The organism is Haloferax sp. S2CR25 (genome assembly GCF_031624535.1).
GTDB lineage: Archaea > Halobacteriota > Halobacteria > Halobacteriales > Haloferacaceae > Haloferax > Haloferax massiliensis.
Genome location: NZ_JAMQOO010000001.1, coordinates 548,712 through 572,400 on the forward strand (window position 1 = coordinate 548,712; position 23,689 = coordinate 572,400).

24 protein-coding genes and 3 tRNA genes are annotated in these 23,689 nt (G+C 65.7%); 17 read left to right on the forward strand and 10 right to left on the reverse strand.

What is annotated here, in order from left to right; translation table 11 throughout:
• Positions 1 to 13: 13 nt before the first annotated feature.
• Positions 14 to 826 (reverse strand): HD domain-containing protein, encoded by an 813-nt coding sequence (locus NDI65_RS02870; protein ID WP_089778375.1) that lies wholly within the window; start codon positions 824 to 826, stop codon positions 14 to 16.
• Positions 827 to 907: 81 nt separating this feature from the next.
• Positions 908 to 1,408 (reverse strand): redoxin domain-containing protein, encoded by a 501-nt coding sequence (locus NDI65_RS02875; RefSeq protein ID WP_089778377.1) that lies wholly within the window; start codon positions 1,406 to 1,408, stop codon positions 908 to 910.
• A gap of 260 nt (positions 1,409 to 1,668) precedes the next feature.
• On the opposite strand from NDI65_RS02875, the gene tatAt reads away from it, so the two are divergent.
• From tatAt to NDI65_RS02920, 9 genes are all read left to right on the forward strand, one after another.
• Complete coding sequence (tatAt, locus tag NDI65_RS02880) at positions 1,669 to 1,944, forward strand: Sec-independent protein translocase protein TatAt (protein ID WP_089778378.1); 276 nt, start codon at positions 1,669 to 1,671, stop codon at positions 1,942 to 1,944.
• A 78-nt stretch (positions 1,945 to 2,022) separates the two neighbouring features.
• Positions 2,023 to 2,095 (forward strand) — tRNA-Arg (locus NDI65_RS02885).
• Between the two features lie 440 nt (positions 2,096 to 2,535).
• Positions 2,536 to 5,745: a type II/IV secretion system ATPase subunit gene (locus NDI65_RS02890; protein ID WP_310893390.1), complete on the forward strand. Its 3,210-nt coding sequence runs from the start codon at positions 2,536 to 2,538 to the stop codon at positions 5,743 to 5,745.
• On the forward strand, positions 5,746 to 7,788 hold the full coding sequence (locus NDI65_RS02895; protein WP_089778383.1) for a type II secretion system F family protein: 2,043 nt from the start codon (positions 5,746 to 5,748) through the stop codon (positions 7,786 to 7,788).
• Positions 7,785 to 8,282 carry a hypothetical protein gene (locus NDI65_RS02900; RefSeq protein WP_042666669.1) on the forward strand — a complete coding sequence of 166 codons (498 nt, stop codon included), beginning with the start codon at positions 7,785 to 7,787 and terminating at the stop codon, positions 8,280 to 8,282. Before NDI65_RS02895 ends, NDI65_RS02900 begins: the two co-directional genes overlap by 4 nt.
• A complete protein-coding gene (locus tag NDI65_RS02905) occupies positions 8,276 to 8,911 on the forward strand; it encodes a hypothetical protein (RefSeq protein WP_042666670.1) in 636 nt (211 codons plus the stop codon). The genes NDI65_RS02900 and NDI65_RS02905 overlap by 7 nt, the downstream gene beginning before the upstream one ends.
• Positions 8,899 to 9,915, forward strand: coding sequence for a hypothetical protein (locus NDI65_RS02910; RefSeq protein WP_089778385.1), 1,017 nt, complete (start codon positions 8,899 to 8,901; stop codon positions 9,913 to 9,915). Before NDI65_RS02905 ends, NDI65_RS02910 begins: the two co-directional genes overlap by 13 nt.
• Complete coding sequence (locus tag NDI65_RS02915; protein WP_310893391.1) at positions 9,912 to 10,424, forward strand: hypothetical protein; 513 nt, start codon at positions 9,912 to 9,914, stop codon at positions 10,422 to 10,424. The genes NDI65_RS02910 and NDI65_RS02915 overlap by 4 nt, the downstream gene beginning before the upstream one ends.
• Positions 10,421 to 11,191, forward strand: coding sequence for a hypothetical protein (locus tag NDI65_RS02920; RefSeq protein WP_089778390.1), 771 nt, complete (start codon positions 10,421 to 10,423; stop codon positions 11,189 to 11,191). The genes NDI65_RS02915 and NDI65_RS02920 overlap by 4 nt, the downstream gene beginning before the upstream one ends.
• Positions 11,192 to 11,249: 58 nt before the next feature.
• On the opposite strand, the gene NDI65_RS02925 is transcribed toward NDI65_RS02920, so the two are convergent.
• From NDI65_RS02925 to NDI65_RS02935, 3 genes are all read right to left on the reverse strand, one after another.
• Complete coding sequence (locus NDI65_RS02925; RefSeq protein WP_042666674.1) at positions 11,250 to 12,764, reverse strand: hypothetical protein; 1,515 nt, start codon at positions 12,762 to 12,764, stop codon at positions 11,250 to 11,252.
• A 539-nt stretch (positions 12,765 to 13,303) separates the two neighbouring features.
• Positions 13,304 to 14,440 carry a phospholipase D family protein gene (locus NDI65_RS02930; protein WP_310893392.1) on the reverse strand — a complete coding sequence of 379 codons (1,137 nt, stop codon included), beginning with the start codon at positions 14,438 to 14,440 and terminating at the stop codon, positions 13,304 to 13,306.
• A 294-nt stretch (positions 14,441 to 14,734) separates the two neighbouring features.
• Positions 14,735 to 14,806 (reverse strand) — tRNA-Ala (locus NDI65_RS02935).
• Positions 14,807 to 15,326: 520 nt separating this feature from the next.
• Here NDI65_RS02935 and NDI65_RS02940 point away from each other — a divergent pair.
• The gene (locus NDI65_RS02940) at positions 15,327 to 15,545 is read left to right on the forward strand and encodes a hypothetical protein (RefSeq protein ID WP_089778394.1); all 219 of its coding nucleotides are present in this window, start codon (positions 15,327 to 15,329) and stop codon (positions 15,543 to 15,545) included.
• A gap of 375 nt (positions 15,546 to 15,920) precedes the next feature.
• Here NDI65_RS02940 and NDI65_RS02945 read toward each other — a convergent pair.
• Positions 15,921 to 15,992 (reverse strand) — tRNA-Ala (locus NDI65_RS02945).
• A 233-nt stretch (positions 15,993 to 16,225) separates the two neighbouring features.
• Here NDI65_RS02945 and NDI65_RS02950 point away from each other — a divergent pair.
• From NDI65_RS02950 to NDI65_RS02965, 4 genes are read left to right on the forward strand one after another with little or no spacing between them, the layout of a single operon-like run.
• Positions 16,226 to 16,693: a 30S ribosomal protein S15 gene (locus NDI65_RS02950; RefSeq protein WP_042666676.1), complete on the forward strand. Its 468-nt coding sequence runs from the start codon at positions 16,226 to 16,228 to the stop codon at positions 16,691 to 16,693.
• 4 nt (positions 16,694 to 16,697) lie between these two features.
• Complete coding sequence (locus NDI65_RS02955) at positions 16,698 to 17,810, forward strand: exonuclease (protein ID WP_310893393.1); 1,113 nt, start codon at positions 16,698 to 16,700, stop codon at positions 17,808 to 17,810.
• Entirely contained in the window at positions 17,807 to 18,049 is a 243-nt protein-coding gene (locus NDI65_RS02960) for a KEOPS complex subunit Pcc1 (RefSeq protein ID WP_089778396.1), read from the forward strand. The genes NDI65_RS02955 and NDI65_RS02960 overlap by 4 nt, the downstream gene beginning before the upstream one ends.
• Positions 18,042 to 18,707, forward strand: a complete 666-nt coding sequence (locus NDI65_RS02965) for a 30S ribosomal protein S3ae (protein ID WP_089778398.1) — start codon at positions 18,042 to 18,044, stop codon at positions 18,705 to 18,707. Before NDI65_RS02960 ends, NDI65_RS02965 begins: the two co-directional genes overlap by 8 nt.
• A 120-nt stretch (positions 18,708 to 18,827) precedes the next feature.
• Here the strand turns inward: NDI65_RS02965 and NDI65_RS02970 are convergent, their stop codons facing one another.
• Entirely contained in the window at positions 18,828 to 19,274 is a 447-nt protein-coding gene (locus NDI65_RS02970; RefSeq protein ID WP_089778400.1) for a plastocyanin/azurin family copper-binding protein, read from the reverse strand.
• Between the two features lie 166 nt (positions 19,275 to 19,440).
• On the opposite strand from NDI65_RS02970, the gene NDI65_RS02975 reads away from it, so the two are divergent.
• Positions 19,441 to 20,112: a protein sorting system archaetidylserine synthase gene (locus NDI65_RS02975; protein WP_089779895.1), complete on the forward strand. Its 672-nt coding sequence runs from the start codon at positions 19,441 to 19,443 to the stop codon at positions 20,110 to 20,112.
• Positions 20,113 to 20,128: 16 nt separating this feature from the next.
• On the opposite strand, the gene NDI65_RS02980 is transcribed toward NDI65_RS02975, so the two are convergent.
• Both NDI65_RS02980 and NDI65_RS02985 read right to left on the reverse strand, forming a co-directional pair.
• Positions 20,129 to 20,392 (reverse strand): hypothetical protein, encoded by a 264-nt coding sequence (locus NDI65_RS02980; RefSeq protein WP_089778402.1) that lies wholly within the window; start codon positions 20,390 to 20,392, stop codon positions 20,129 to 20,131.
• Positions 20,393 to 20,465: 73 nt separating this feature from the next.
• Positions 20,466 to 20,741 (reverse strand): hypothetical protein, encoded by a 276-nt coding sequence (locus NDI65_RS02985; protein WP_007273463.1) that lies wholly within the window; start codon positions 20,739 to 20,741, stop codon positions 20,466 to 20,468.
• A 120-nt stretch (positions 20,742 to 20,861) separates the two neighbouring features.
• On the opposite strand from NDI65_RS02985, the gene NDI65_RS02990 reads away from it, so the two are divergent.
• Entirely contained in the window at positions 20,862 to 21,212 is a 351-nt protein-coding gene (locus NDI65_RS02990; protein ID WP_089778404.1) for a DNA-binding protein, read from the forward strand.
• A 3-nt stretch (positions 21,213 to 21,215) separates the two neighbouring features.
• Here the strand turns inward: NDI65_RS02990 and NDI65_RS02995 are convergent, their stop codons facing one another.
• The gene (locus NDI65_RS02995; protein WP_089778406.1) at positions 21,216 to 22,358 is read right to left on the reverse strand and encodes an acyl-CoA dehydrogenase; all 1,143 of its coding nucleotides are present in this window, start codon (positions 22,356 to 22,358) and stop codon (positions 21,216 to 21,218) included.
• Between the two features lie 117 nt (positions 22,359 to 22,475).
• On the opposite strand from NDI65_RS02995, the gene NDI65_RS03000 reads away from it, so the two are divergent.
• Positions 22,476 to 23,552: a phytoene/squalene synthase family protein gene (locus NDI65_RS03000; protein WP_089778408.1), complete on the forward strand. Its 1,077-nt coding sequence runs from the start codon at positions 22,476 to 22,478 to the stop codon at positions 23,550 to 23,552.
• The last annotated feature ends 137 nt before the right edge of the window (positions 23,553 to 23,689 follow it).

Below are 23,689 nucleotides of genomic sequence, written 5' to 3' on the forward strand. Positions count from 1 at the left end.
GGGAAGACGCCGCTTAGAGTTCGATGCGCTCGACGAGCCTGTCGTCGGACTTCGTGTTGACCGCGACGATGCGGACGTGGTCTTCGAGGCCCGAGCCGTCGAGTTTCGCCTTCAGGAGGTTGTCGACCTGATAGACGCCCGCGGCGTTGACCATCTCGATTTCGACGAGGACCGCCGACTCGTCGCCGGGCTTGAGGACGACATCCTTGATGGCGCGGCTGGAGAGCGTGTTGATGCCGCGGCCGCCCTTCTCGTAGGGGATGCGCGACCGGCCGCGCTCCATGTCGAGCGCGTCGGCGACGCGGATGACGCCGGCTTCGAGCGTGAGCGGGTCCTCCTCGCGGTGGTGACAGAGGATGGCGTGGAGGACCTCCGCTTTGATGCGAACCGAGTCGGCGAGGTCGTAGAACTCGGGGAGGAAGCGGTCGAGCACGTCCGCCGCCAGCGGAATCGAGTAGTAGGCGTGGTTGTCGCGGTGGACGATGTGACCGATGTCGTGCAACTGCGCCGCGAGAGCGATGATGACCGCCTCGTCGGCCTCGTCGAGCCCCTGTTCGGCCGCGCCGTTGAACTCGCAGCCGCCGGCCTTGAGCAGGTCGTACAGCCGGAGCGCGCGGTTGAGAACGATTTCGATGTGCTTCGGACCGTGGTCGTTGTAGCCCTTGCGCGTCACCGCGTTCACGTTCTGCGCTTCGAGGAGCGTCGTCACCTCCTCGTCGTCGAGGAGCGCGGGGAGCACCTCGTTGAGCTTCTCGTCGGGGAAGGCGTGGTCGGCCTCGGGGTCGTAGACGCGGCCGCCGTTCAGCGTGTCTTCGGTATCGCTCATGAACCACAACGTGGTCGCACTGAGAGAAAAGGACTTGGGCTCCGAATCAGGTGCGCTACCGCGTCGCGCGGCGGGGCGGCCCTACGCGGCCTCGCTCGGCTCTTCGAGCTTCCCGGCGGCGGCCTCGACCGCCTCGTAGTCGGGTTCGACGCCGGGGTCGTCGCTGACCCACGCGTAGGTGATTTCGCCGTCGCCGTCCACGACGAACACCGCGCGCTTCGCCACGCGGTTGACGCCGAGGCTCGCGAAGTCCATCGCCACGTCGTAGGCGTCGACGAGTTCGCGGTTCGTGTCGCTGATGAGGCCGAAGTTGAGGCCGTTCCGCTCGGCGAACTCCGTCAGCGTGAACGGCGTGTCGATGCTGATGCCGTACACCGTCGCGCCGACGTCCTCGAAGTTGGCCATCTGGTCGCGGAACGTGCACATCTCGGTGGTGCACGTGCCGGTGAAGGCCGCGGGGAAGAACGCGAGGACGAGCGGCGCGTCGTCGAGGTTCTCCGAGAGCGTGAACGACTCGATGTCGCCGTCGATGTCGGTGAGCGGTGCGGTGAAATCCGGGGCGTCGTCGCCGACTGATACCATACGGGTGCCATTCGACTCCGCACACATTATTTCACCGTCGGCGGAAATTCAGGCGTCGCCGACGGCGGACCCGTTGGTCGCCAACGCAGCGGCCGGCCGACTGCGCTCGACACGCCGGCCACAAGCTTTTCGTAGGAGCTGTCGGCCGAGACGCGTCGATTCGGCCGATACGAGGGTTACGACGCGCCGATATTCCGTCTTTCCAGAACCCGTAGAAGGCAAAAAGCCTATAATTGCCACTAGGTAACGCAGAAATAGAGATGTTCGAGACCATCACCCCACTGTTCCCGGGACTCCCGGGCGGACCCGAGCTGCTCGTCGTGCTGCTCATCGTCGTCCTGCTGTTCGGCGCGAACAAGATTCCGAAGCTCGCACGGTCCTCCGGGCAGGCCATCGGCGAGTTCCAGCGCGGCCGCGAGGAGATCGAAGACGAACTGCAGGACGTGACGGGCGACGACGACGAAGACGACGCGACCGACGAGAGTCCGGCCGAGTCGGTTTCGACCGAATCGGTTTCGACCGAGTCGTCGAACTAATCGCAGCTCACTCTCTCTCCTCTGTCCGCCCAGTGCGAACCACGCGATTTTTGGCCGGTCCTGAGAGATAGCGCCGTGGGGCGTGTGGCCTAGTGGACAGGGCGAGAGGTTCCTAACCTCTCGATCGCGGGTTCGAATCCCGTCACGCCCGTTATCGTGACGAGCGCCGCGAGTCCGATAACGCACCGTGCGGGATTCGAATCAGAGAGCGAGCGTAGCGAGCGACCGAGGTTCGAATCCCGTCACGCCCGCCTCTCTCACTCGTTCGGCTGACGCGGCGTACATCGCAAGCGCTCCGCGTTCGCTCAATCCCGTCACGCCCGCCTCTCTCACTTCGTTCGCTCAGCGACCGTTCCCGAGTCCCACTCGTTTCACTCGCGGGACTCCCGTCACGCCCGCTCGGGCGCGTTGCTCCGTCACCCCGTCGTGAGCTCGGCTCGTGCGACGGTTAAGCGCCGATTTATCGGCCCGATACGCGGAGTGGATACGACGTTCTCATATAAATGGGTATAAAAATGGAACTTAAAAAGGTCTTAAATTGTGAGTTAATTGAGGAAAAGACTTTTCCATCGGCCCGAATACCCCGTCACAATGGCAACGGACGACGCCGACGGAGGGGATCAAAAGGCGTTAACGGGTGATGTAACGTCACCCGAGGAGAGCGACACCGCTCCGGAGCAGGCGTCGAACGCGCGCGTCGGGTCGTACACCTGGGCCGACTTTCTCGACGAATACGGAACTGACGGCGATGTGAGCGCGCTCTACGGCAACGACCCGCGGACGAAACGCGACGCGCACGGAACCTCCCGGTGGGAAGACGGCGAGCGGTCGGCCGCGACGCCGACCCGGACCGACTGGGACCGCGTCGACCTCGACCCCGAGGAGTACCTCGACTGTCACCCGGTCGACGTGGCGGACGTCGTCGGCGAGCGGGGCGCGCACGCGAGAGACATCTACAGGCAGTTCGAAGCCTTCTGCGACCCCGAGACCACGCCCGTCGTCAAGGACGTGTGGCTGTGGGAACACTACAAGCGCGAGTACTACTACGAGGACGACGGCTCCCGCCCGCGGGATTCGGCGGGGGAAATCGTCCCCTTCGACGGCGAGGAGGCGCTGGGCTTCGACCCCGACCACATCGAGAACGCGCTGGCGCGGGCCGGACAGCGCGGCAAGGAGCTCGACGCGGTCGTCGACGAGCGCACGGTCGACGTGGACCCCGAGTTCGACGAGGACGCGTTCTTCTCCAGCGTCGACGGCACGACCACGCTCGCGAACCGCTACGACCTCGAAAAGGCCGTCCCGATGGAGAAGAAGTCGCACTTCCGCGAAGTCGAGCGCTACTGGGTGAACAAGCCCTACGCGTTCGTCATCATCTTCCACTCCGTCAAGGAAAACGAGAAGAAGTACTACGTCATCGAACCGTACCTGAACCGCATCGAAGACGACCTGACGGACTTCCTGACGAACAAACTTCGGACCGCCATCAAGTACGGCGACGAGAGCGTCGTCGAGGGCGGCCGCGACAACCGCGGACGGGTCATCGAAGCCGAGACCTACGAACTGCTCTCGCGGTACGACCTCTACGACCCGCCGGCGTCCGCGACCGGCGAAAGCGACGACGGTTCGGCCGCTGACGGGGCGTCGGCTGCCTCTTCGGGCCTCGCCTCTCGACTCGGGCTGGGCGGTCTCTTCGGCGGCGGAAGTGGCTCGGCGGCCGACGCATCGACGACCGCCGCTCCCGCCGGGCGGTTCGGCGGACTCGGGACCCGTCTGGGGCTGGGTTCCGTCTTCGGCGGTCGGTCACGCGACGCCGACGAGGACGAGCCGCTCGGCGGCATCGACGGCATCGCCGTCCGGCCCGAACCGGCGGTCCTCGCCGACGACCCCAACGAACTGAACGACTACCAGGTGCGGAAGCTCCAGTACTACCTCCGCCGCGACTTCATCGGCTACGAGCGCATCGACGGCATCAAACACGACATCAACGTCGAGGACATCTCCTGCGACGGCTACAACTCGCCGGTGTTCGTCTACCACTCCGACTACGAGCAGATCATCTCGAACGTCTACCACGGCGAGGGCGAACTCGACGACTTCGTCGTGAAACTCGCCCAGCGCTCCGGGAAGGGCATCTCGAAGCGCCGCCCGCAGGTCGACGCGACGCTCCCCGACGGGTCGCGCGCGCAGCTCACCCTCGGCCGCGAGGTGTCGGACCACGGGACGAACTACACCATCCGCCAGTTCAAGGACGTCCCCTTCACGCCCATCGACCTCATCAACTGGTCGACGTTCTCGCTGGAGGAGATGGCGTTCCTCTGGCTCTGCATCGAAAACGACAAGAGCCTCATCTTCGCCGGTGGGACTGCGTCCGGGAAGACCACCTCGCTCAACGCCGTCTCGCTTTTCATCCCGTCGAACACGAAAATCGTCTCCATCGAGGACACCCGCGAGGTCGAACTCCCCCAGCGCAACTGGATTGCCTCCGTCACCCGCCCGTCGTTCGCGGACGACGACAAAGGCGACGTCGACGAGTTCGACCTGCTCGAAGCCGCGCTCCGCCAGCGCCCCGACTACATCGTGATGGGTGAGATTCGCGGCGAGGAGGGCCGGACGCTGTTCCAGGTCATGTCCACCGGCCACACCACGTACACGACGTTCCACGCCGACTCGGTCGGCGAGGTGCTCAAGCGGTTTACGACCGCGCCCATCAACGTCTCGAAGACGATGTTCACCGCCCTCGACCTCGTGTCCATCCAGACCTCAACGCGGGTCGGCGGCAACAAGGTGCGCCGGAACAAGTCGCTCACCGAAATCAACCACTACGACCCCGAGAACGACGAGATTAACGTCCAAGACATCTACCAGTGGCAGGCCGAGACCGACGAGTTCCTCCAGATGGGCTCGTCGAACACGCTCGAAGACATCAAGTTCGACCGCGGCTGGAACCACGAGACGCTCGAACTGGAGATTTTCAAGCGGCAGGTCATCCTCGCGTACCTCATCGACCGCGGGCTCAACACCTACACGCAGGTCGCGGCGACGTTCCAGGCGTTCATCAACGACCAGGACACCATCCTCGGGCTGATGGCGACCGACGACCTCGAACGGAGCCTCGAAGACCTCCGGGAGATGGAGTCTGTCCACATCAACATCGACCCCGAGAGCGAGGCGATGGTCCCCCGGCCGGACCCGCCCGAACACGTCCGGAAGCTGGCGCAGGACATCCTCCGTCGAGCCGAAGACGAGCTGTTCCCCGACTACCGGGGGCGCGACGTCGGCGAGGTCGCGGATGCGCTCAACCACATGCGCGATGCAACGGACGTGGAGGCGACGCCCGGCGAGCGGGACGAACTCGACTCGCTCGAAGCGTCGAGCCGCGACCCCGAACTCGACGAGGGACGCGACCGGTCCGAACTGGACGCGGGCGACGAGACCCCCGAAATCGAGGGCGACCGCGGCCCCTCCTCGCTCGACGGCGAGGACGAGACGCCGGCGCTGGAATCGGGGCGCGACGCGGACGACGAACCGGACGGCTTCGGAGACGACGACGGGCCGTTCGGTTTCGACGACGCCCCCTCGTTGTCCGACCCCAACGACGACGCCGACCTCGACGACTTCTTCGGCGCGTTCGGTATCGACGGGGCGAACCCGGGCGGGCACGGAGACCACGAAGCGGACTCAGACGACGAGGGCGACCGCGGAGACGAGACGTGGGGCGGCTTCGAGGCGGCCGAGGCCGACGACCCGCCGGACGCCGACGACGCGGACGCGCGCGGTTCGGACTCCGGTGAGGGGGAGTAGATGAGCAACCTCGATTCGAACGGCTCGGGCGGGCTCGACCGCAGCACCGACACCCTCGGCGACGCCTTCTACCCGCTGTTTCAGTTCATCTTCGACACGGACGGGGAGTTCGTCGCCGACGTCGAAGAGAAGCTCCAGCAGGCCCGGATGCCCGACACCGTCGAACTCTACCTCTCGCGGGCGCTCGCGGTCGGCGTCCTCGTCGGCCTCGTGCTGTGGCTCGTCGGGATGGTCGTCGGCTACGGCGTCTTCGCGCTCGGACTCGTCTCGGCCGACTCGCTGAGCCTCGGGATTCCGGTCGGGAGCGAGGCCACGGCGGCCACGCTCCGGTCGCTCGCGATGCCCGCGGCCGTCGTCCTCTCGGGGCTGGTCTTCGGGTCCCTCGGCTTCGCCGGCGGGTTCGGGACGCTCGTCGCCATCCCGTACTCGACGGCGTCCGCCCGCAAGCGCGAGATAAACATGCTCCTGACGGACTCCGTCTCGTTCATGTACGCCCTCTCCGTGGGCGGACTGAACCAACTGGAGATACTGGAGGCGATGGCCCGCGCCGAAGACACCTACGGCGAGGTCTCCCGGGAGTTCCAGAGCATCGTTCAGGAGACGGAGTACTTCGGCACCGACTACCGCAACGCCATCCGCCAGCAGGCGATTTTGACCCCCTCCGACGAGCTCTCGCAGTTCCTGACGGACATGCTCTCTATCGTCAACTCCGGCGGCGACATGCAGGGCTTCCTCGACGACAAGAAGGACAAGCACCTCCGGACCGCGAAACAACAGCAGGAACAGACGCTGGAGACGATGGAGCTGTTCGGCGAGATGTACATGACGCTGTCGCTGTTCCCGCTGCTTCTCATCATCATCCTCGTCATCATGAGCATGCTCGGGGAGGCCCAGTCGAGCCTGCTGTACGCGACCGTCTACGGGCTCATCCCGCTGACCGGGGTCGGCTTCCTCGTGCTCGTCTCGACGGTCAAACAGGACGAAATCGGCGACGGCTTCCTCAGCCCCGACGACGAGAGCGACCGCCTGCAGGGCCAACAGCGAGAGGGCCTCATCCACATGGGGCTCATCGAGAGCTACGTCGGCGAGTTCAGCCTCTTTTCGCGCATCAAGTCTCGCGAGGGGACGTTCAAGACGAAAGAGCTCCTGCGCCGGCCGCACCTGTTTTTCAAACAGCATCCGCTTTTCACCCTCGCGCTGACGGTGCCCGCGGCGCTCGCGCTCCTCGCCGTCGCCGTCGTCGGCGGGGCCGCTCCGACGACGTGGGACGGGATGATAGCGAACCCCGTCTGGGGGACGTTCATCTGGTTTTACGTTCCGGTCTACCTCGTCGCGGTGCCGCTGACCGTCTTCCACGAGTGGAACGTCCACTCGCGGTCGGCCATCACCGGAAAGCTCTCCGACAACCTCCGCAAGCTATCGAGCGCGAACGACACCGGTCAGACGCTCCTCGAATCGGTCAAAACCGTCTCCGACACCTCCTCGGGGAAGCTCGCCGACGAGTTCGAGGTGATGCACGCGAAGGTCCACTACGGGATGAGCCTCAAGGAGGCGCTCGTCGAGTTCAACAACAAGTACCACATCCCGCGGCTCGCCCGGACGGTCAAGCTCATCACGAAGGCCCAGGAGGCGTCGAGCCAGATAACCGAGGTGCTGACGACGGCCGCGCAGGCCTCCGAGAACCAAGACGACATCGAGCGCGAGCGCATCTCGCGGACCCGGATGCAGGTCGCCATCATCCTCATGACGTACGTGACGCTGCTCGCGGTGATGGCCATCCTGAAGACGCAGTTCCTCGACGTGATGGCCGGGCTCTCGTCGCAGGCGTCGAGTTCGGGCGGCGCGACGACCGGCGGACCGAGCTTCGGCGGCGGCATCGACCCCGACCTGCTGTCGCTTCTGTTCTTCCACGGCGTCACCATTCAGGCGATGCTGTCGGGATTCATCAGCGGCTACATCCGCAACGCGGACCTCCTCTCGGGGGTCAAGTTCGTCGTCATCCTCCAGACGCTCTCGCTCGCGGTGTGGATGGTGGTCGGATGACTCGGCCCCGCCGCCGCGGCGACGGTCGCCGCGAGACGGGCGGCCGGAGCGCCCGCGCCCAGACGACCATCGACTTCGCCGTCGGCGTCGGCATCTTCCTCCTCGCGGTCGCGTGGGTCGTCGGCACCATCCCGCAGATTCTCGACCCCTTCGAGGCCGAACAGGACCGCCCGCTGGTCGCCAACCGCGCCGCCGACTCGCTCACCCAGCGCCTGCTCGTCGACGACGAGAACCCCGACGTGCTCGACGCGGCCTGCACCGAGGCGTTCTTCGACGGGAACCCGCCGCCCGGCGACTGCGACTACGGGAACGCCGACCCCAACGCCGCGACCGGTATCGGCGCGTCGTACGGGCTCAACGTCACGCTCTCGCGGGGCGGGAGCGTCGTCGAGACGACCGGCGAGCCGGTCCCGACCACCCGGAGCGTCGTCACCGCGCGGCGGGCCGTCCTGCTCGACGGCGACCTCCACGAACTCGCGGTGAGGGTGTGGTGACCGTGTCTCGCGCACAGGCCCACGCGCTCGAAGCCATCGTCGCCGCGATGGTGCTCCTCGCCAGCGTCACGTTCGCGCTGCAGGTGACCGCGGTGACGCCCCTGACCGCGAGCACGTCGAGCCAACACATCGAAAACCAGCAGGCCGCCGTCGCCGACGGCGTCCTGACGGCGGCAGCCGAGACCGGCGCACTGAAGCGAACGGTCCTGTTCACGCACCCCGAAAACGGGAGTTTCTACGGCATCGACGCGCGCGGCTACTACGTCGACGGCGGGCCGCCGACCGCCTTCGGGGCGATGCTCAACGAGTCCTTTTTGGACCGCGGCATCGCGTTCAACGTCTACCTGCACTACCTGCGCGACCGGGAGGTCAGACGGACGACCCGCCTCGTGTACATGGGCGAGCCGAGCGACCACGCCGTCTCGCGGACCCGGCTCGTGACGCTCACGGACGACGACGCGCTGACCGAACCGGGAACCTCGCCGGGCGGCGAGCCTCGCGCGGTCGAGACGCCGAAGACGCTCGAATCGGTCGACGCCGCGGCCGACGAGGAGTACTTCGTTCAGGACGGGAGCGCGGGGCCGCTGTACGGCGTCGTCGACGTGGAGGTGGTCGTATGGCGGATGTGACCGACGCGTTCGAGCGCGCGAGCGATGCAGTTGGAGAGGCGAGCGAGGCGGACGGCCCGAGGCGGTTCGGCGGCGACGACCGCGGCCAGCTGATGCTCGTCGCCGCGCTCGCAATCGCGGTGCTCCTCGTCGGCCTCGCGCTGACGCTCAACACCGCGATTTACACGGAGAACCTCGCCACGCGCACGACCGACACGAACCTCGACGGGGCGGTCACCCACGGCGGCGCGGTCGAGGCGGGCGCGGGGGCGGTCCTCGACGAGACTAACCGCGAGGGCGGAACGTACGGCGAACTCAACGACTCGTTCGGCGAGGCGTTCGGCAACTGGAGCGACGCGGCCGCGACGCTCGCCGCGGTCAGAGGGGCCGCGACGGACGCCTCGCACGTCGACCGCGTCCGAGGCACGCGAATCTCCCAGACCGACGCGGCGCGGAACTTCACGGACAGGAACGAGACGACCGACTGGACGCTCGCGAGCGACGTCGGCGTCCGGGGCGTCCGATTCAACGTCTCGCGCGACTCGCTCGCAACGAGCAGCGGGTCGGCGTTCGAACTCGTCGTCGACGACGGGACCGACGCCGTCGAGACCGAAATCTACCAAAATACGACGCAGGGGCGCGTCTTCGTGACCGTCGAGGACGCCGGCGGGACCCGGACGACCTGTAGCGTCGCGGCCGATGCCGGCGACTACGTCACCGTCGACGTCGCCGACGGCCGGCTCAACGGGACCGCTTGCGACCCGCTCGACGCGGTTCACACCGACCTCGACGGCGCGGCCACCGTTTCGTACCGGAACGCGGGGGCCGCCGAGGGCTCCTACGAACTGTACGTAGACGAGACGAACGCCACGGTCTTCGACGCGACGAAGTACGCGTCCGCCGGAAGCGGGTCGTCACCGGTCGCACAGGAGGCGCTGTACGCCGTCACCGTCTCGTACGTCTACGAGTCGGGCGAGACGTACGTCTACCGAGAGCTTCGGGTCGCGCCGGGTGAGATTGCGTGACGCCGCCGACGTCCCCGATCGACCGGGGTGGCCGCGGTCGGTGCGAGGAGCGCGCGGGCCGCTCTCGGTCCCGCTCGACCGACCGCGCCGTCTCGACGGCGCTCGGCTACGTGCTCACACTCACCATCACGGTCGTCCTCATCTCTGGGCTGCTGGTCGCCGCCGGCGGGTTCGTCTCCGACGAGCGCGAGCGGGTGACGGAGACGGAACTCGACGTCATCGGGAACCGGCTCGCGGCCGGCATCGAGTCGGTCGACCGAATCGGGGCCGCCCCCGGCGAGTCGCGGGTCGAGGCGACGGTTCGACTGCCGCCGAGGGTCGCCGGCACGACCTACACCATCGAGGTGCTGTCGGCGTCGAACGAACTCGTGCTCACCTCGACCGACCCCGAGGTGGTGGTCCGCGTGCCGGTCAAGACCGAGACCTCGCTGGCCGCGAGCAGACTCGACGGCGGCGACGTGACCATCACCTACGACTCGGCATCGGGGACGCTGGAGGTGGTGTCATGAGCGACCGCGCCGTGAGCGACACGCTCGGGTTCGTGTTCGTCTTCGCCATCGTCCTCTCGATGGTCGGTCTCGTCACGGCCGTCGGGATGACCGGCCTCCAAGACGCCCGCGACGTCGAGCGCGTCAACAACGCCGAGCGCGCGCTGGACATCCTCGGCGACAACATGGAGGACATCGCGAACCGCGGCGCGCCGAGTCGGGCGACCGAGGTGAAACTCCAGGACGCCAGCCTGACGCTCGGTCGCCCCGTCGAGTTCGTCGTCTCCGGAGAGCGGTCGGGGGACCCGTCGGTCAACTTCACCAACACCTACGAGGTCTCTCCGGTCGTCTACGAGAGCGATTCCAGCGACGAGCGAGTCGTCTACGCGTTCGACGCGCTCTTCCGGACGCGGGGCGACAGCGGGACGTTCGTCCGCCGGCCGTCGCTGGTGCTCACCGACGAGCGGGTGTTGATTCCGGCGTTCGTGACGCGGCCCGACGAGGAGGCGACGACCTCCGTCGGCGGGTCGGGGACGTTCCTCATCCGCGCCGACAAGGCCGCCAGCGACGTGTTGGCCGCGCGGACCGACGGGCCGTACGACGTGAACTTGACCGTTCGCTCCCCCCGTGCGGCGCTCTGGGAACGGGAGCTATCGAGCCGCCCCGACGTGGACTGCGGCGACGTGGTCGAGCCGCCGGACGCCTACCCGAGCGTCTCGTGTCACGTCAACGGGACGGCGCGCGTCCACGTCGTCTCGACGTCGGTCGACATGACGTTCGCCGACTGAGCCGAAACCGGCACCGGCACCGACCGTGACCGTCGGGTCGGCGGGCGGGCGGACCCGCTCACTCGACGTCGACTTCGACCTCGTTTTCCGTGACGTGCAAGAAGGTGATGAACTGGCCGCCCTCGGCTTGGTCGTAGTCGAGTTCGCCGCGGGACCCGGACTCGTCGACGCTCTGGCTGTTGCCCGGTCCGTCCGTGACTGTCAGTTCGAACTGCGGCGCGGCGAGCGAGAAGTAGTGGTTGACGACGAACTCCATCGAGGCGGTGTCGCCTGCGGCCTTCGAGAACGTCTGGCCGCTGTCCGCGGCGTGCTCGTCGAAGGTGACGCTGTCGTAGGCCTCGCCGTCGACGATTTCGGGGGCGAACTGCCACTTGTTCTGGTTGCCGAAGCCCTTGTCCGACTGGATGTCGCCGTAGGTCATCGTCTCCGAACTCGTGAAGTCGACGGTGAGTTCGGGGTTGCTCAGCGAGCAGTCGATGCTCACCGCGTCGCTCGTGTCCGGGTCGAGGTCGGTGGCCTGCCACCCGTGGTATCTGCCGTCTTCGGTCGCGTAGTAGAGCGTCAGGTCGAACGTGCCGTCGTAGCTATCGCCGCTACACTTGTCGTCGGCCTGCACGTGGAGTTCGAGGTCGCGCTGGTCGCCGTCGTAGTACATCCCCCACTCCATGTTCTGGAGGTGCTGGTCGTTCGAGAGCGTGAGGGTGAACGTCGAGACGTTGTGGTTCCCGGCCATCCCGCGCACGTCGACCGAGGTGCCCTCGTTCGGCATCTGGAACTCGCCGACGAGGCCGAGCGTCTCCAGTTTCACGCTCGCGGTTTGGTTGGCGTCGTCGACCGTCACGGTGCCCTCGCTCCGCGACTCGAAGAACGACGCCCAGCCGCGGTAGTGGTCGCTGTGGACCGTCACGACGATTGTCCCGTTACTGACCGGGTTGTCGTAGCTGGCCGTCGGTAGCTCGTCGTAGTACGCCGTCTCGTTCGGATAGATGCGATGGGCGCGTTCGGTCGCCGCGACCCTCGCGGAGACGTCGCCCGACGACGACCCGTCGCCGGCGACGCGGACGACCGGAAGCGTCAGCGTCGCACCGCGGTAGTGGAACTCCGGCGGCGAGACCATCGTCGTGCCGCCGTCCTGCGTGCGCCAGACGCCGCCGCCCTCGTAGGCGATGCGGGCGTCGCCGTTGCGGTACTCGACGCTCCCGAGCGATTCGTTGTAGAGCTCTTGGTCGTCGCCGGCGTCGGTGTAGTTCTTGTGCGTGATGCTCAGCCAGCCGCTGTCGTCGTCGACGACGTAGGCACCGCCGCCGGTGCCGCTGAGGTCGACGTACTGCGTTTCGCCCTCGCCGAGCGCGGAGATGGCGACCCGCGAGTCGAAAAGCGTCATCGAGTGCTCGGCGCGCGTCAGTTGGGACGCCTGTTTCGTCTCGTCGAGGGCGACGCCGCCGAGGGCGACGACGGCGGTCGTTCCCGCGACCGTGATTGCTAACAGGAGTACCACCGCGATCGGCGAGGTCTGCGCCGTCCGGTCTCTGACGACGCGATAGACCAGTGGGACTCGGGGGCGACCGCTCATTACCTGACTGAAGGAGATGCGGGGTGAAAACCTCGCGGGGTACCTGACAGTCCGGTAAGTAGAATCGTTCGAGAGGCGTGTTCACGAATGCTATTAAGGTGGTCTTGGAGGAGGCGAGGCCGGGTTCGTTGGCGGCAGAACCCGGACGGGGAAATTAGCAAATCGGAGATCTGATCGGTGCTCTCAAACCAAAGGCAGAGTACAGACTCACTCACCGTAACTCACCGACCACATTGAGGCTTTTGAGGACTAACTACTGGAAATGGAAACTCAAAGGCTCTGAGCCGTAGTGTAACGTCCGTTCTTGCTGGCAGTAGTATCCCCACACAACCGCTGAGAGCAAACTGAGGGTGTGTTGATTCTCTTTGATAGCGGGCTGAGAATACTAGTACAAATATCCACGTCACTCCCACAAATCTCGACAACCAACTCCTCCGCAGAGGTTGGCCTGTCTCGTACAGATACTTTAGAAGAGTCACTTGACCACGTGGCATGCCAATCCGATAGAGTGCTTATTTGATCCTTTGAGTTGTGTCTGACTAACCCAATGAATCACTCTTGTTGTATGTCTCTTCCAATATCTGCTTACGATATATCTCATCGACTGCCATCCGATACACTAGCGGTTCGTGGTACTTCTGATATGGCGAACCGGACGCCCGATCTAATTCATCAGAGATTGCATTCATCCAACCACGGCGAAATGACCGGTCCAGCATTCGCTTGGGGTAGCCACTATACTCGACCCAATGTGGAGTTTTGTCTGCACTTTCTCCGGAGAGTGCCTTGAAGGCCATATACTCGTCAGCTGTCTCAATGAGTTTCTCTACGTTCTCCGTGTCATCCTCGATGATGAAACCTGCCGCGGGCTCATTCGCCGGAAACGCGCCTAACACGTATCGGTTGTTAATAGACACCGCGATGCGGTCTCCCCGGGTAATGGAAGTTACCAAGCGTGAGTCTTCGTTTTCGAGTTCCCAAGTGAAAATCACGTCGGCAAGCAGGTCGAAGAAAGATTCTGCCCACTCTTGACTCGGTGCCAACTCAAGGATATTCACCAGCGCCTCTCGTGCATCATCATCATCCGGCTCAGGCCCTACTGATTGGGACTCGTCCATTACAAAGCTGGCATTGACTCTCGGCGCGTCAGACGAGACCGAGGCTGTAGTTCTCAAGCGTGTCGTCGGCAGTGCAGATAGAGAGTGGAGATATTTTTGAAGTTCGTCAATGTTGACCGCGGAACTTTCAGACCAAAGGCGAAGAAACCAATCTTGCAACTCTTCAATCACATTCTGATCCTCAAATTGGATGCCCATCTCAGTCCGCCCAGTCACGCCTTTCTCCGTCAGATTTGCAGACCCGACGACAGCAGAGCTATCAGAGAGTATCACTTTGGCGTGAACATCCGGAAAATGGTGAATTCGCTCTTGATTCGCTTCTACGAGTTCTTGTATTTCCTGCCGGGAACTGCCTCCAAATGTCCCTACCCACGCTTCTACATCGGTGATAATTCTCCACTCGCCTGTGTCAGAAAGGATAGTTCTCAGATAGCTTGGGCTAATATACGGACACACCAACCATACGGTGTCTGAGTTGGCAGTCTCTCGAATGGCCTTGTCGAACGGAGATTCCCCTCGGTCGTAACTCCCCTTCGGATGATATATCAGTTGAGCCATACCCTGAGACTAGTTGGTAATCAGACAAAAAGCCACAGGTAGAATGACTTCGGCGTAATGTGGTCTGCACGCGCTCATAATCTCTTCCGCTAACGGTTGCACTCGGCAATATCGACAAAGGGCCACAGTTCTCCGCCAAGTGGACACAGCGGCGTTCGGAGAATGGACTCGCCGGGATTTGAACTCACTCGCAAATCGAAGATTTGCTCGCTGCTCAAATCCCGTCTCGAACAGGACGAATTTACTCTGGCTTCGCGACTCGCTCCGCTCGTCGGAAGTCCAGAGAGAAATTAGTGGACTCGCCGGGATTTGAACCCGGGGCCTCTCCCATGCCAAGGGAGTGATCTACCCCTGATCTACGAGCCCTCAAACGCAATCATTCATTCCCCGGTCGAATAAATAAGGGCTTCGAATCGTTCGACGGCCGTGGGGCGGTCGCGTGGGAGGCGGTCGACCGCCGTTCCGATTCGCTGAGAGTTCATTCCTCGTCAGTCGCTCGGTTCGGGTCGGTGAAGACGACCAACGTCCCACCGTCGGTCGCGCGGCGTTCGACGTCGCCGGTGGCTCGGTCACCTGCTCCTGTGTCGTCGTGTTCGCCTCAGAAACCAGACCCGCACCGTCTCCGATGCATCCGGCAGTCGCCACATCTATTGTCTGCGTATATACATGAACGGCAGACTATCTCGGAAGACGTGAGCTAGTACGTGATTGTCCCGAAAACGGCCAACACGGCGGGGTTCTCAAACGGGCGTCGGGGCGTGGGACGAACAGCGACGCTGGAACGCGACGGCGACGACGTGCAGCGAATCGGGGTGGAGCACCGCGGATTCGATGCCGCCGGCGACGAACCGACTCGCTTTTTCCGTCGCTGGCGAAACGACCCGGTATGACCGACGACGACGCTCCCGAAGTTCCGGTGGTGTGTGAGGCCTGCGACACGACCACTCGCGTTCCGCTCTCGGAGGTCGCGGACGCCATCGAGCGACACAACGAACAGGTCCACGACGGCGACGACATCGCGCAGGTCGACCCCGAAATCGTCAAGCACGTCACCGACCTCGCGGCGAAGGACATGAGCGTGTTCGAAGACGAAGACGAGGCGTGAGTTCGCGGCGAAACACCGAGCCGTAGCATCGGCTCGCCATTTTTTCACTTCGTTCAGAAATGGACTCGCCGGGAGTCCCGCGAGCAGAGCGAGACGGCATCGCCGTCTCGTATGCCATGCGGGCGACTCACGGGTCGCCCGCAGACGAAGTGAGTGGACTCGCCGGGATTTGAACTCACTCGCAAATCGAAGATTTGCTCGCTGCTCAAGTCCCGTCTCGAACAGGACTAATCTACTCTGGCTTCGCGACTCGCTCCGCTCGTCGGAAGTCCAGAGAGAAATTAGTGGACTCGCCGGGAGTCCCGCGAGCGCAGCGAGTGGGACGTCGGCGAGTCCACGAACAACTGACGGAGCGAAGCGACGGAAGAAAGTGAGTGGACTCGCCGGGATTTGAACCCGGGGCCTCTCCCATGCCAAGGGAGTGATCTACCACTGATCTACGAGCCCGCACCCTCCGATAGCCGTCGCCCGTTTAGAAGCCCTTCGATTCCGACCGGGACGAGGCGGGGCCGAGTCGAAACGGTTTAACCCGGCGCGTGTGGACACTTCGATGGGAATCCAGCACGGCCGCAAATCTGACTTCGCCCGTTTGGGCTTGGGATTGCGGTAGTGCCCCGGCAGTCGGTGATACGACTGCGGGGTACTCGTTTCTGCGGTCAGTGCGGTTCCAACCCGCAACAATGGCACGAATGCACACCCGCCGCCGTGGCTCGTCCAGCTCGGACAAGCCGGTGGCAGACGAAGCACCGGAGTGGAGCGACGTCGACGCGGCTGACATCGAAGCCCGCGTCGTCGAACTTGCAGAACAGGGCAAGGACCCGAGCCAGATCGGCCTGTCCCTGCGCGACGAAGGCGTCAAGGGCGTTCCCGTCCCCGACGTCAAGCTCGCCACGGGCAAGAAGGTCACTGCCATCCTTGAGGAGAACGACGCCGCAGGCGACCTCCCCGAGGACCTCCGCAACCTCATGGAGCGCGCCATCCGCCTCCGCGAGCACATGGAGGAGAACCAGCAGGACAAGTCCAACCGTCGCGCGCTCCAGAACACGGAGTCGAAGATTCGCCGCCTCGTCTCGTACTACCGCGGCGACAAGCTCGACGACGACTTCACCTACAGCTACGACGTCGCTGTCGAACTCCTCGAAGAGTAACTGAATGTCCGTGAGCCCCGCCGAACAGACACCCGCCGCCGACGCCGCCGCGACCCTGCGCGAGGCGACGTTCGTTCGTCTCCGCGTCCACGGGAGCGGTGCCGCCGTCGCAGCCGCGGGTGTCGTCGGACGGGCGCTCAGGACACTCGACGTCCCCTTCCGCATCCGCGCGACCGACGCCCCGGACACTGTCGCAAACGACGACGTTGTGGCGGCCATCGGGCTGTCGGACGCCGGTGCGGACCTCGAACTCGACCCGAACGACGCCGTCTCGGTCGTCCGCGAACTCGGTGTCGACCCCGACCCGGCGGTCGCGCTGGCCGGCTTCCACGCCGCCGGCGAGACGCCGGACGACGACACCGAACTCGCTGACGCCGCGGGCGTCGAAGCCGGACCCGGCGTGGCCGTCCCCACGGGCGACCTCGCAGACGGGCTGGCGCACTCGACGCTCGTCCACGCGCCGTTTTCGGCCGACAGGGAGCGCGCGCAGGCGACGCTCGCCGAACTGTCGCTCCCGGCCGAACTCGACGCGGACGCTCGCAGGCGCGTCGCGTCCCTCGTCGCCATCGAGGCGACGAGCGGCGAGGCGACCGCTCGCGCGGCGACCGCCGTCGAACGCGTCTTGGGCCCGGAGGCGACCCCGAACGGACCGTTCGAAACCGTCGGCGGCTTCGCCGACGTGCTCGACGCGACCGTCCGGGAGTCGCCCGGGACCGCCGTCGCGCTGGCGCTCGGACACGACGTTCGGGACGCCGCGCTCGACGCGTGGCGCGACCACGCGCGGGCGACCCACGCCGCGCTCCGCGAGGCGACGACGGGCCGTTACGAGCGCCTCTACGCGCTCTCCTGTGACCTGTCGTCGCCGGGGCGACTCGCCACGGTGGCGAGGCTCGCCCGCGACTTCCGCTCGCCCGAGCCGACCGTTCTCGCGGTCGGCGTCGGTGCCGCGGCCCTCGTCTCGACCGGCCCCGCCGGACTGGACGAGGACCTCGCCGCGGCCGCGAGCGACCTGCCGGACGCCTCGGCGACCGGGTCGCCGTCGGAGGCGACGATGACGTTCGACTCCGCGGCGGAGTCGAGCGACGTCGTCGCGGCCGTCAGGGAGGTGCGCCGATGACCCGGCGTGCGACCCTGCGGACGACCCACGACGACCCCGGCATCGTCGCCGGCGCGCTCGTCCCGGACAACACGGAGTCGATGCGCACCCGAGTCGAGGGGGACGAACTCGTCACCACAATCGAACGCGATTCGACCGGCGGCCTACACGCCACGGTCGATGACTACGTCGTCAACGTGACGGTCGCCGAGACCGTCATCGAAGCCACACGAACGCACACAGACACTAACCATGAGTGAACGATCCGTCTCCAAGCAGAAGCGCGGAAAGCGATGGTACACCGTCATCGCTCCCGAGAATTTCGACCGTAAGGAACTCGGTTCGACCTTCGCGGACGAACCCGAGAAGATCAACGGTCGCACCGTCGAGTCCACCCTCGGCGACCTCAACGACGACCAGGGCGCGAACAACGTCAAGCTCACGTTCAAGATTACCGACGTGGGCAGCGACGCCGCCTACACCGAGTTCATCCAGCAGGAGCTCACCCGAGACTACCTCCGTAGTCTCGTCCGCCGCGGCGCGTCCAAAATCGAGGCCAACGTCACGGCCATCACCAAGGACGACTACCGCGTCCAGGTCCAGCCCGTCGCCTTCACCACGAAGAAGGCAGACCGCAGCCAGGAACACGAGATCCGTCGCATCATGACGGAGCTCACCCGCGAGGCCATCACGGGCCACACGTACGACGCGCTCACCGAGAGCGTCGTCGAGGGTCGCCTCTCGTCGGCCATCTACGGCGACGCGAAGGTCATCTACCCCCTGCGCCGCGTCGAGGTCAAGAAGTTCTCCCTCGAAGCCCACCCCGAAGAGGTCGAGGCCGAGGAGGAAGCCGCCGTCAGCGTCGACGAGGACGACGTCGCAGTCGACGTCGACGAGGACGAAGCGACCGAAGCGTAAGCCCGTCTCGCCGACGGCTCGACTTCGAAGTTCGACTTTTTCGCCGACTGCGCTCCGAGCGGGAGAGACGTCGCTCTCCGGTCAGGTGCTAAATCCCGGAACAGACACTGCGCGCCGAGCTTACTCCTCGACGACGATGGTGCCGACCATGCCGGCCTGCTCGTGGGGGATACAGAGGTACTCGTACTCGCCGGGCGCGTCGAAGGTGTGGGTGTACGTCTCGCCGCTCCCGATGAGCCCGCCGAGCGAGTTGGAGTAGGCGTCGCGGGCGGCCTGTTCGGTCTCGTAGCCGCCGCTGGCGAAGAACGCGGCTCCCTCGGGAAGGGTGCCCTCGTAGGCGGTGACGGTGTGGCCGCGGGAACTCGTGTTCCGCCAGACGACCTCGTCGCCGACCTCGACGGTCACCGTCGGCGGGTCGAACGCGACCGCGGTCATCCCGATGTCGAAGTCGTCGCCCGACGCGGTCAAGGTCGCACAGCCCGCGAGGCCGGCCGTCGCGGCCGCTCCAGCCGCCGCGAGGAACTGGCGTCGCGTCCGACCGTCGTCCGAAGACCCGTGGTCTCGCATGGTCGCCTCTCGGGACGCGACCGATAAATGTCGCATGGTTCGCCCGCCGAACCGCCGAGCGGGAGGGAAAACGCCGCTCTCGGCCGGCTCGGACGGCGACGACGAGAAGCCGGCCGCCGGCGGACGGAACGTAAGAGGGAAAGGGCAGGTGCGCAATCGCATCGGTATGAGACCCCGATTCGTCGGTCGGTTGGGCCCCGCCGACGTGGTCACCGCCGGGAACGCGGCGCTGGGCTTCGTCGCGGCGGTGTTAACCGCGGTCGACGTGCACCTCGCCGCCAAGGTCATCCTGCTCGCCGCGATGGCCGACGGTCTCGACGGCGTCGTCGCCCGACGCTACGGCGGGACCGACGCCGGGCCGTACCTCGACTCCCTCGCGGACGTGGCCTCCTTCGGCGTCGCCCCCGCCCTGCTCGTCGTCGCCGTCGTCCGCGAGATGTGGGGCTTCGACCGTGTCCGGGTCGTCGCCGGCGTCGGCGTCGCCGCGCTGTTCGTCGCGGCCGCGGTCGTCAGACTGGCGCTGTACACCGCCTACGACAGCGGGTCCGACGAGACGATCGGGGTGCCGACGACGCTCGCGGCGACGATTCTCTCCGCGGGCGTGCTCGTCGGCTTCGTCGAGCCGATGTTGCTCGTCGGCCTCTCGGCGATTATGGCCGCGCTCATGCTCTCTGACGTGTGTTACCCGGACCTCCACGCGCAGGACGCGCTCGTCATGGGCGCGGTGCAGGGCCTCGCAATCGTCTGCTCCGGGACGGTCGGCGAGGGGTTTTCGTTCGGCCTGCTGTTCTTGGCGCTGGGCTACCTGTTTCTGGGCCCGCGGTTCTACTGGGGCTGACCGGACGCTACCACCCCTATCGACGGCGGTCGAACAGTTCCGGGACGAAGAGCGCGACGACCAACACGAGGGCGGCGGCGACCAGCAACACGAACGGCCCCAGTTCCGGTTCGACGCCGACGGTTTGTGCGGCACCGCGCGCGACCGGGGTCGTCTGCGACTCGATGCGGGAGCCGACAGCGCCGGTCGCGCCGACGCCGATGCCCGCGGTGATAAGCGCCGGCGGACCACCGGTCTTCGCGGCGCGGCGCGCTCGCTGGAGAAGTCCCTCGCCGGGCATATCGGCAACTCACAGCTGCGCAGGGCAAAAGTGATTCCCCGTTAACGAGTGGATTCGCGGCCGACCGCCGGTGTCACATCCCCATGTCCGCCGCGTCCTCCGGGACCGGCAGGTCGTGCGGCGAGACGCCGAGGAGTTCCGCGGCGTGGTCGAGTGCCATGTCGAACCCGTAGTAGCGTTCGAGTTCGTCGCCGTCGACGGTGGGGCGGACCTTCAGCATCGCGTAGCCGTCGACGTTCTGGGCGACGGCGGCGGTTCGGCCGTCGCGGTCGAATTCGAGGACGCGCTCGGAGTCGGTGACGTAGTACCGGGCGGTGACGCCGTTCGCCTCGGCGGTTGCGTCGGTCATGCGAGCCGCTAGGGAGCACGGCCTGTCTAAACTACCGGTTCCGGCGGGCGGGAGACGGGACCGGGCGAGCGGCGGACCGCGGAACGAAAGTGACGTGTGTCCCTCCGCCGAGGAGGAGGTATGTGGTTTCAGAGCGGCCGCCGCCGGGACCTGTGTGCCGTCCTCTACGACGCGGGCGAACTCCGCGGACAGAAGCTGAAGACCCGATTGGAACGCTACTACGACCTCCGAATCGACCCCCAGTCGTTCTACGGGACGCTCGACGCGCTCGTGGAGTCGGGACACCTCGAACGCCGGACTGAAGGAATCTACGACGTGTACGCCCTCACCGACGCGGGGGCGGGCCGGGTCGAATCGTACTACGAATGGCTCGCGGCGCGAGTCGAAAACGGGGAGCGACGGACGGCCGACGCGGACGAGGTGGGCGACGCAGCGGGCGCGGCCGACGCTGGCGGCCCGGTCGTCGACTGACGGTTACTTCTGGAGCCAGTCGCCGACGGTGTTGCGGAGAATCTCGCTCGTCCCCTCGTAGATTTCGTTGAGCTTCGCGTCGCGGTAGTAGCGCTCGGCGGCGAAGTCCTTCGTGTAGCCGTAGCCGCCGTGAATCTGGATGCCCTCGTTGGCGACTTCGCGGCTGATTTCGCTGGCGTAGAGCTTCGCCTGCGCGGCCTCCTTGACGAACGTCTCGTCGCGCATCTTCAGGTCCGCGGCCTTGTGCATGAGGAGCGTCGCGGCCTGCACCTTCGTGTCCATGTCGGCCAGTTTGTGCTTGATGGCCTGGAAGTCGCCGATGGGCTGGTCGAACTGCTCGCGCTCGCCGGCGTACTTCACGGCGTCGTCGAGGGCGGCGCGGGCGATACCGATAGACCGCGCCGCGATGGTGATGCGGCCGCCGTTGAGCGTCTTCAGCGCCTGCACGAAGCCGTCGCCCTCGTCGCCGAGGAGCCGGTCTTCGGGGATGCGCATGCCGTCGAAGCGGAGTTCGGCGGTCGGACAGCCCTTGTCGCCGAGTTTGTGCTCCGTGCCTTCCACGATGAAGCCGTCGTCATCGTCGGGCCGGACGACGAACGACGAGATGCCCTTGTTGCCCGCGTCGGGGTCGGTCTTGGCGAACAGGACGACCGTGTCGGCGACCGAACCGTTCGAAATCCAGAGCTTGCCGCCGTCGACGACGTACTCGTCGCCGTCTTTCTTCGCCGTCGTCTCCATGGCCGGCACGTCGCTTCCCGCGCCGGGTTCGGAGAGCGCGAACGCGCCGATATCGGTACCCTCGTTGAGCGGCGTCAGGTACGTCTGCTTTTGCTCCTCGTTTCCGAACTCGTAGAGCATGTTGCCGGCGAGGCTCGTGTGGGCGGCGACGATGGTGCCGAGGCCGCCGGAGCCGCGGGAAATCTCTTCGAGGCCGATGGCGTAGGAGTGGTAGTCGAGGCCGGCACCGCCGTACTCCTCGGGGAAGGGCATACCCATCAAGCCGAGTTCGCCCATCTCGCGCACGAGGTCGGCGGGGAACTCGTCGGTCTCGTCTATCTCCGCCGCGCGAGGCTTGACCTCCTCGTCGACGAACTCCGAGACCATCTCCTTGATTTGCTTCTGCTCCGCAGTGAGCGCGAAGTCCATACGTGAGTCTGTCATCGACTATGCTTATGTTTTCTCCTGTACCGCCGACGAGCGCCGCTGGGGTCGGTCCCCCACGAGACTTTTTATCCCCCCTTCCGTAATACGGGTACGCTTCGAATGTCTCGACACGCCGATGCCCGGCCACCGGCAACTGATGACGACCTCGATTGGTGTCACGATGCAGTTCAGGGGGTCTCTCGGACCTTCGCCCTCACGGTCGACGTCCTCGACGAACCGATGGCGTCGCACATCTGTATCGGATATCTCCTCTGTCGAATCGCCGACACCGTGGAGGATTCGTCTTCAATCGCGCCCGACGAGCAGGCACACCTCCTTCGACTCTACGACCGCGCGCTCGACCCCGACGACGACACCACCGTCGACGAGTTCGTGACCGCTGTACAGCCGCACCTCCCCCCGGAGGGCGAACAGTCCGACGACTGGATGGTCGTCGCCAACACCGCTCGGGTCTTCCGGACGTTCGAGGCGCTTCCGGAGGACGTGCGGGAGGCGGTCACGCCGCCGGTCCGCGAACTCGTCTCGGGCATGGCGATGTTCGTCGAACGCTACTCCCAGACCGGCGGGCTCCGCATCCAGTCCCGCGAGGAGTTAGAGGAGTACTGCTACTACGCCGCCGGCACCGTCGGCAACCTCATCACGAACCTCGTGACCCGCGGCAACGTCGACAGCGAGCGCCGCTCGCGGCTCTACGACACCGCCGAGGAGTTCGGCCTGCTCCTCCAACTCGTGAACATCGCGAAGGACGTCCACGACGACTACACCTCCGAGAACAACGTCTACCTCCCCGCCGACTGGCTCGACGACGCGGGCGTCCCCCAAGAGGAAGTCGTCTCGCCCGAGCACAACGACCGGACGGCCTCAGTCGTCAGGCGGACCGCCGAACACGCCAAGTCGTTCCTCGACGACGCCCAGACCTACTTGGAGACGGTGCCGCTCCGCGAGGGCAACACGCTCGCCGCGTGGGCGATTCCGTTCCTGCTCGCGGTCGGGACGCTCCGCGAACTCGTCGCCAACCCCGAGCACGCGGTGACGGGCGAGGGCGTCAAAATCTCCCGCCAAGAGGTGTTCGCCGTCGTCACCGAGATGAACGGGTCCGGCTCCGAGTCGCTGGCGGAGATGCGCGAGACCATCTCGCGACAGCCGTTCCACCGGGCGACGACGAACGCCGACTGACCGACGCACCCGCACCGCCGGGCCGCGGCTCCGTTTTCGCGTCTCTTCTCGCGTCGAGCGCCGCCGAACGCGCCGAGCAACCGACCCTCGTGAGCGTCCCGTGTCGGAGCCGTCGCGGTCGCCGTCGGAACCGCGGT

Excerpts from the sequence above, each read along its gene's own strand:
- NDI65_RS02925 (WP_042666674.1), bottom strand. The coding sequence starts at position 12,764 with ATGAGCGGTCGCCCCCGAGTCCCACTGGTCTATCGCGTCGTCAGAGAC.
- NDI65_RS02995 (WP_089778406.1), bottom strand. The coding sequence starts at position 22,358 with ATGGACTTCGCGCTCACTGCGGAGCAGAAGCAAATCAAGGAGATGGTC.
- NDI65_RS02900 (WP_042666669.1), top strand. The coding sequence starts at position 7,785 with ATGACTCGGCCCCGCCGCCGCGGCGACGGTCGCCGCGAGACGGGCGGC.
- NDI65_RS02940 (WP_089778394.1), top strand. The coding sequence starts at position 15,327 with ATGACCGACGACGACGCTCCCGAAGTTCCGGTGGTGTGTGAGGCCTGC.
- NDI65_RS02910 (WP_089778385.1), top strand. The coding sequence starts at position 8,899 with ATGGCGGATGTGACCGACGCGTTCGAGCGCGCGAGCGATGCAGTTGGA.
- NDI65_RS02875 (WP_089778377.1), bottom strand. The coding sequence starts at position 1,408 with ATGGTATCAGTCGGCGACGACGCCCCGGATTTCACCGCACCGCTCACC.
- NDI65_RS02920 (WP_089778390.1), top strand. The coding sequence starts at position 10,421 with ATGAGCGACCGCGCCGTGAGCGACACGCTCGGGTTCGTGTTCGTCTTC.
- NDI65_RS03000 (WP_089778408.1), top strand. The coding sequence starts at position 22,476 with ATGTCTCGACACGCCGATGCCCGGCCACCGGCAACTGATGACGACCTC.
- NDI65_RS02970 (WP_089778400.1), bottom strand. The coding sequence starts at position 19,274 with ATGCGAGACCACGGGTCTTCGGACGACGGTCGGACGCGACGCCAGTTC.
- NDI65_RS02870 (WP_089778375.1), bottom strand. The coding sequence starts at position 826 with ATGAGCGATACCGAAGACACGCTGAACGGCGGCCGCGTCTACGACCCC.
- NDI65_RS02895 (WP_089778383.1), top strand. The coding sequence starts at position 5,746 with ATGAGCAACCTCGATTCGAACGGCTCGGGCGGGCTCGACCGCAGCACC.
- NDI65_RS02955 (WP_310893393.1), top strand. The coding sequence starts at position 16,698 with ATGTCCGTGAGCCCCGCCGAACAGACACCCGCCGCCGACGCCGCCGCG.
- NDI65_RS02990 (WP_089778404.1), top strand. The coding sequence starts at position 20,862 with ATGTGGTTTCAGAGCGGCCGCCGCCGGGACCTGTGTGCCGTCCTCTAC.
- NDI65_RS02975 (WP_089779895.1), top strand. The coding sequence starts at position 19,441 with ATGAGACCCCGATTCGTCGGTCGGTTGGGCCCCGCCGACGTGGTCACC.
- NDI65_RS02950 (WP_042666676.1), top strand. The coding sequence starts at position 16,226 with ATGGCACGAATGCACACCCGCCGCCGTGGCTCGTCCAGCTCGGACAAG.
- NDI65_RS02965 (WP_089778398.1), top strand. The coding sequence starts at position 18,042 with ATGAGTGAACGATCCGTCTCCAAGCAGAAGCGCGGAAAGCGATGGTAC.
- tatAt (WP_089778378.1), top strand. The coding sequence starts at position 1,669 with ATGTTCGAGACCATCACCCCACTGTTCCCGGGACTCCCGGGCGGACCC.
- NDI65_RS02980 (WP_089778402.1), bottom strand. The coding sequence starts at position 20,392 with ATGCCCGGCGAGGGACTTCTCCAGCGAGCGCGCCGCGCCGCGAAGACC.
- NDI65_RS02985 (WP_007273463.1), bottom strand. The coding sequence starts at position 20,741 with ATGACCGACGCAACCGCCGAGGCGAACGGCGTCACCGCCCGGTACTAC.
- NDI65_RS02960 (WP_089778396.1), top strand. The coding sequence starts at position 17,807 with ATGACCCGGCGTGCGACCCTGCGGACGACCCACGACGACCCCGGCATC.
- NDI65_RS02890 (WP_310893390.1), top strand. The coding sequence starts at position 2,536 with ATGGCAACGGACGACGCCGACGGAGGGGATCAAAAGGCGTTAACGGGT.
- NDI65_RS02930 (WP_310893392.1), bottom strand. The coding sequence starts at position 14,440 with ATGGCTCAACTGATATATCATCCGAAGGGGAGTTACGACCGAGGGGAA.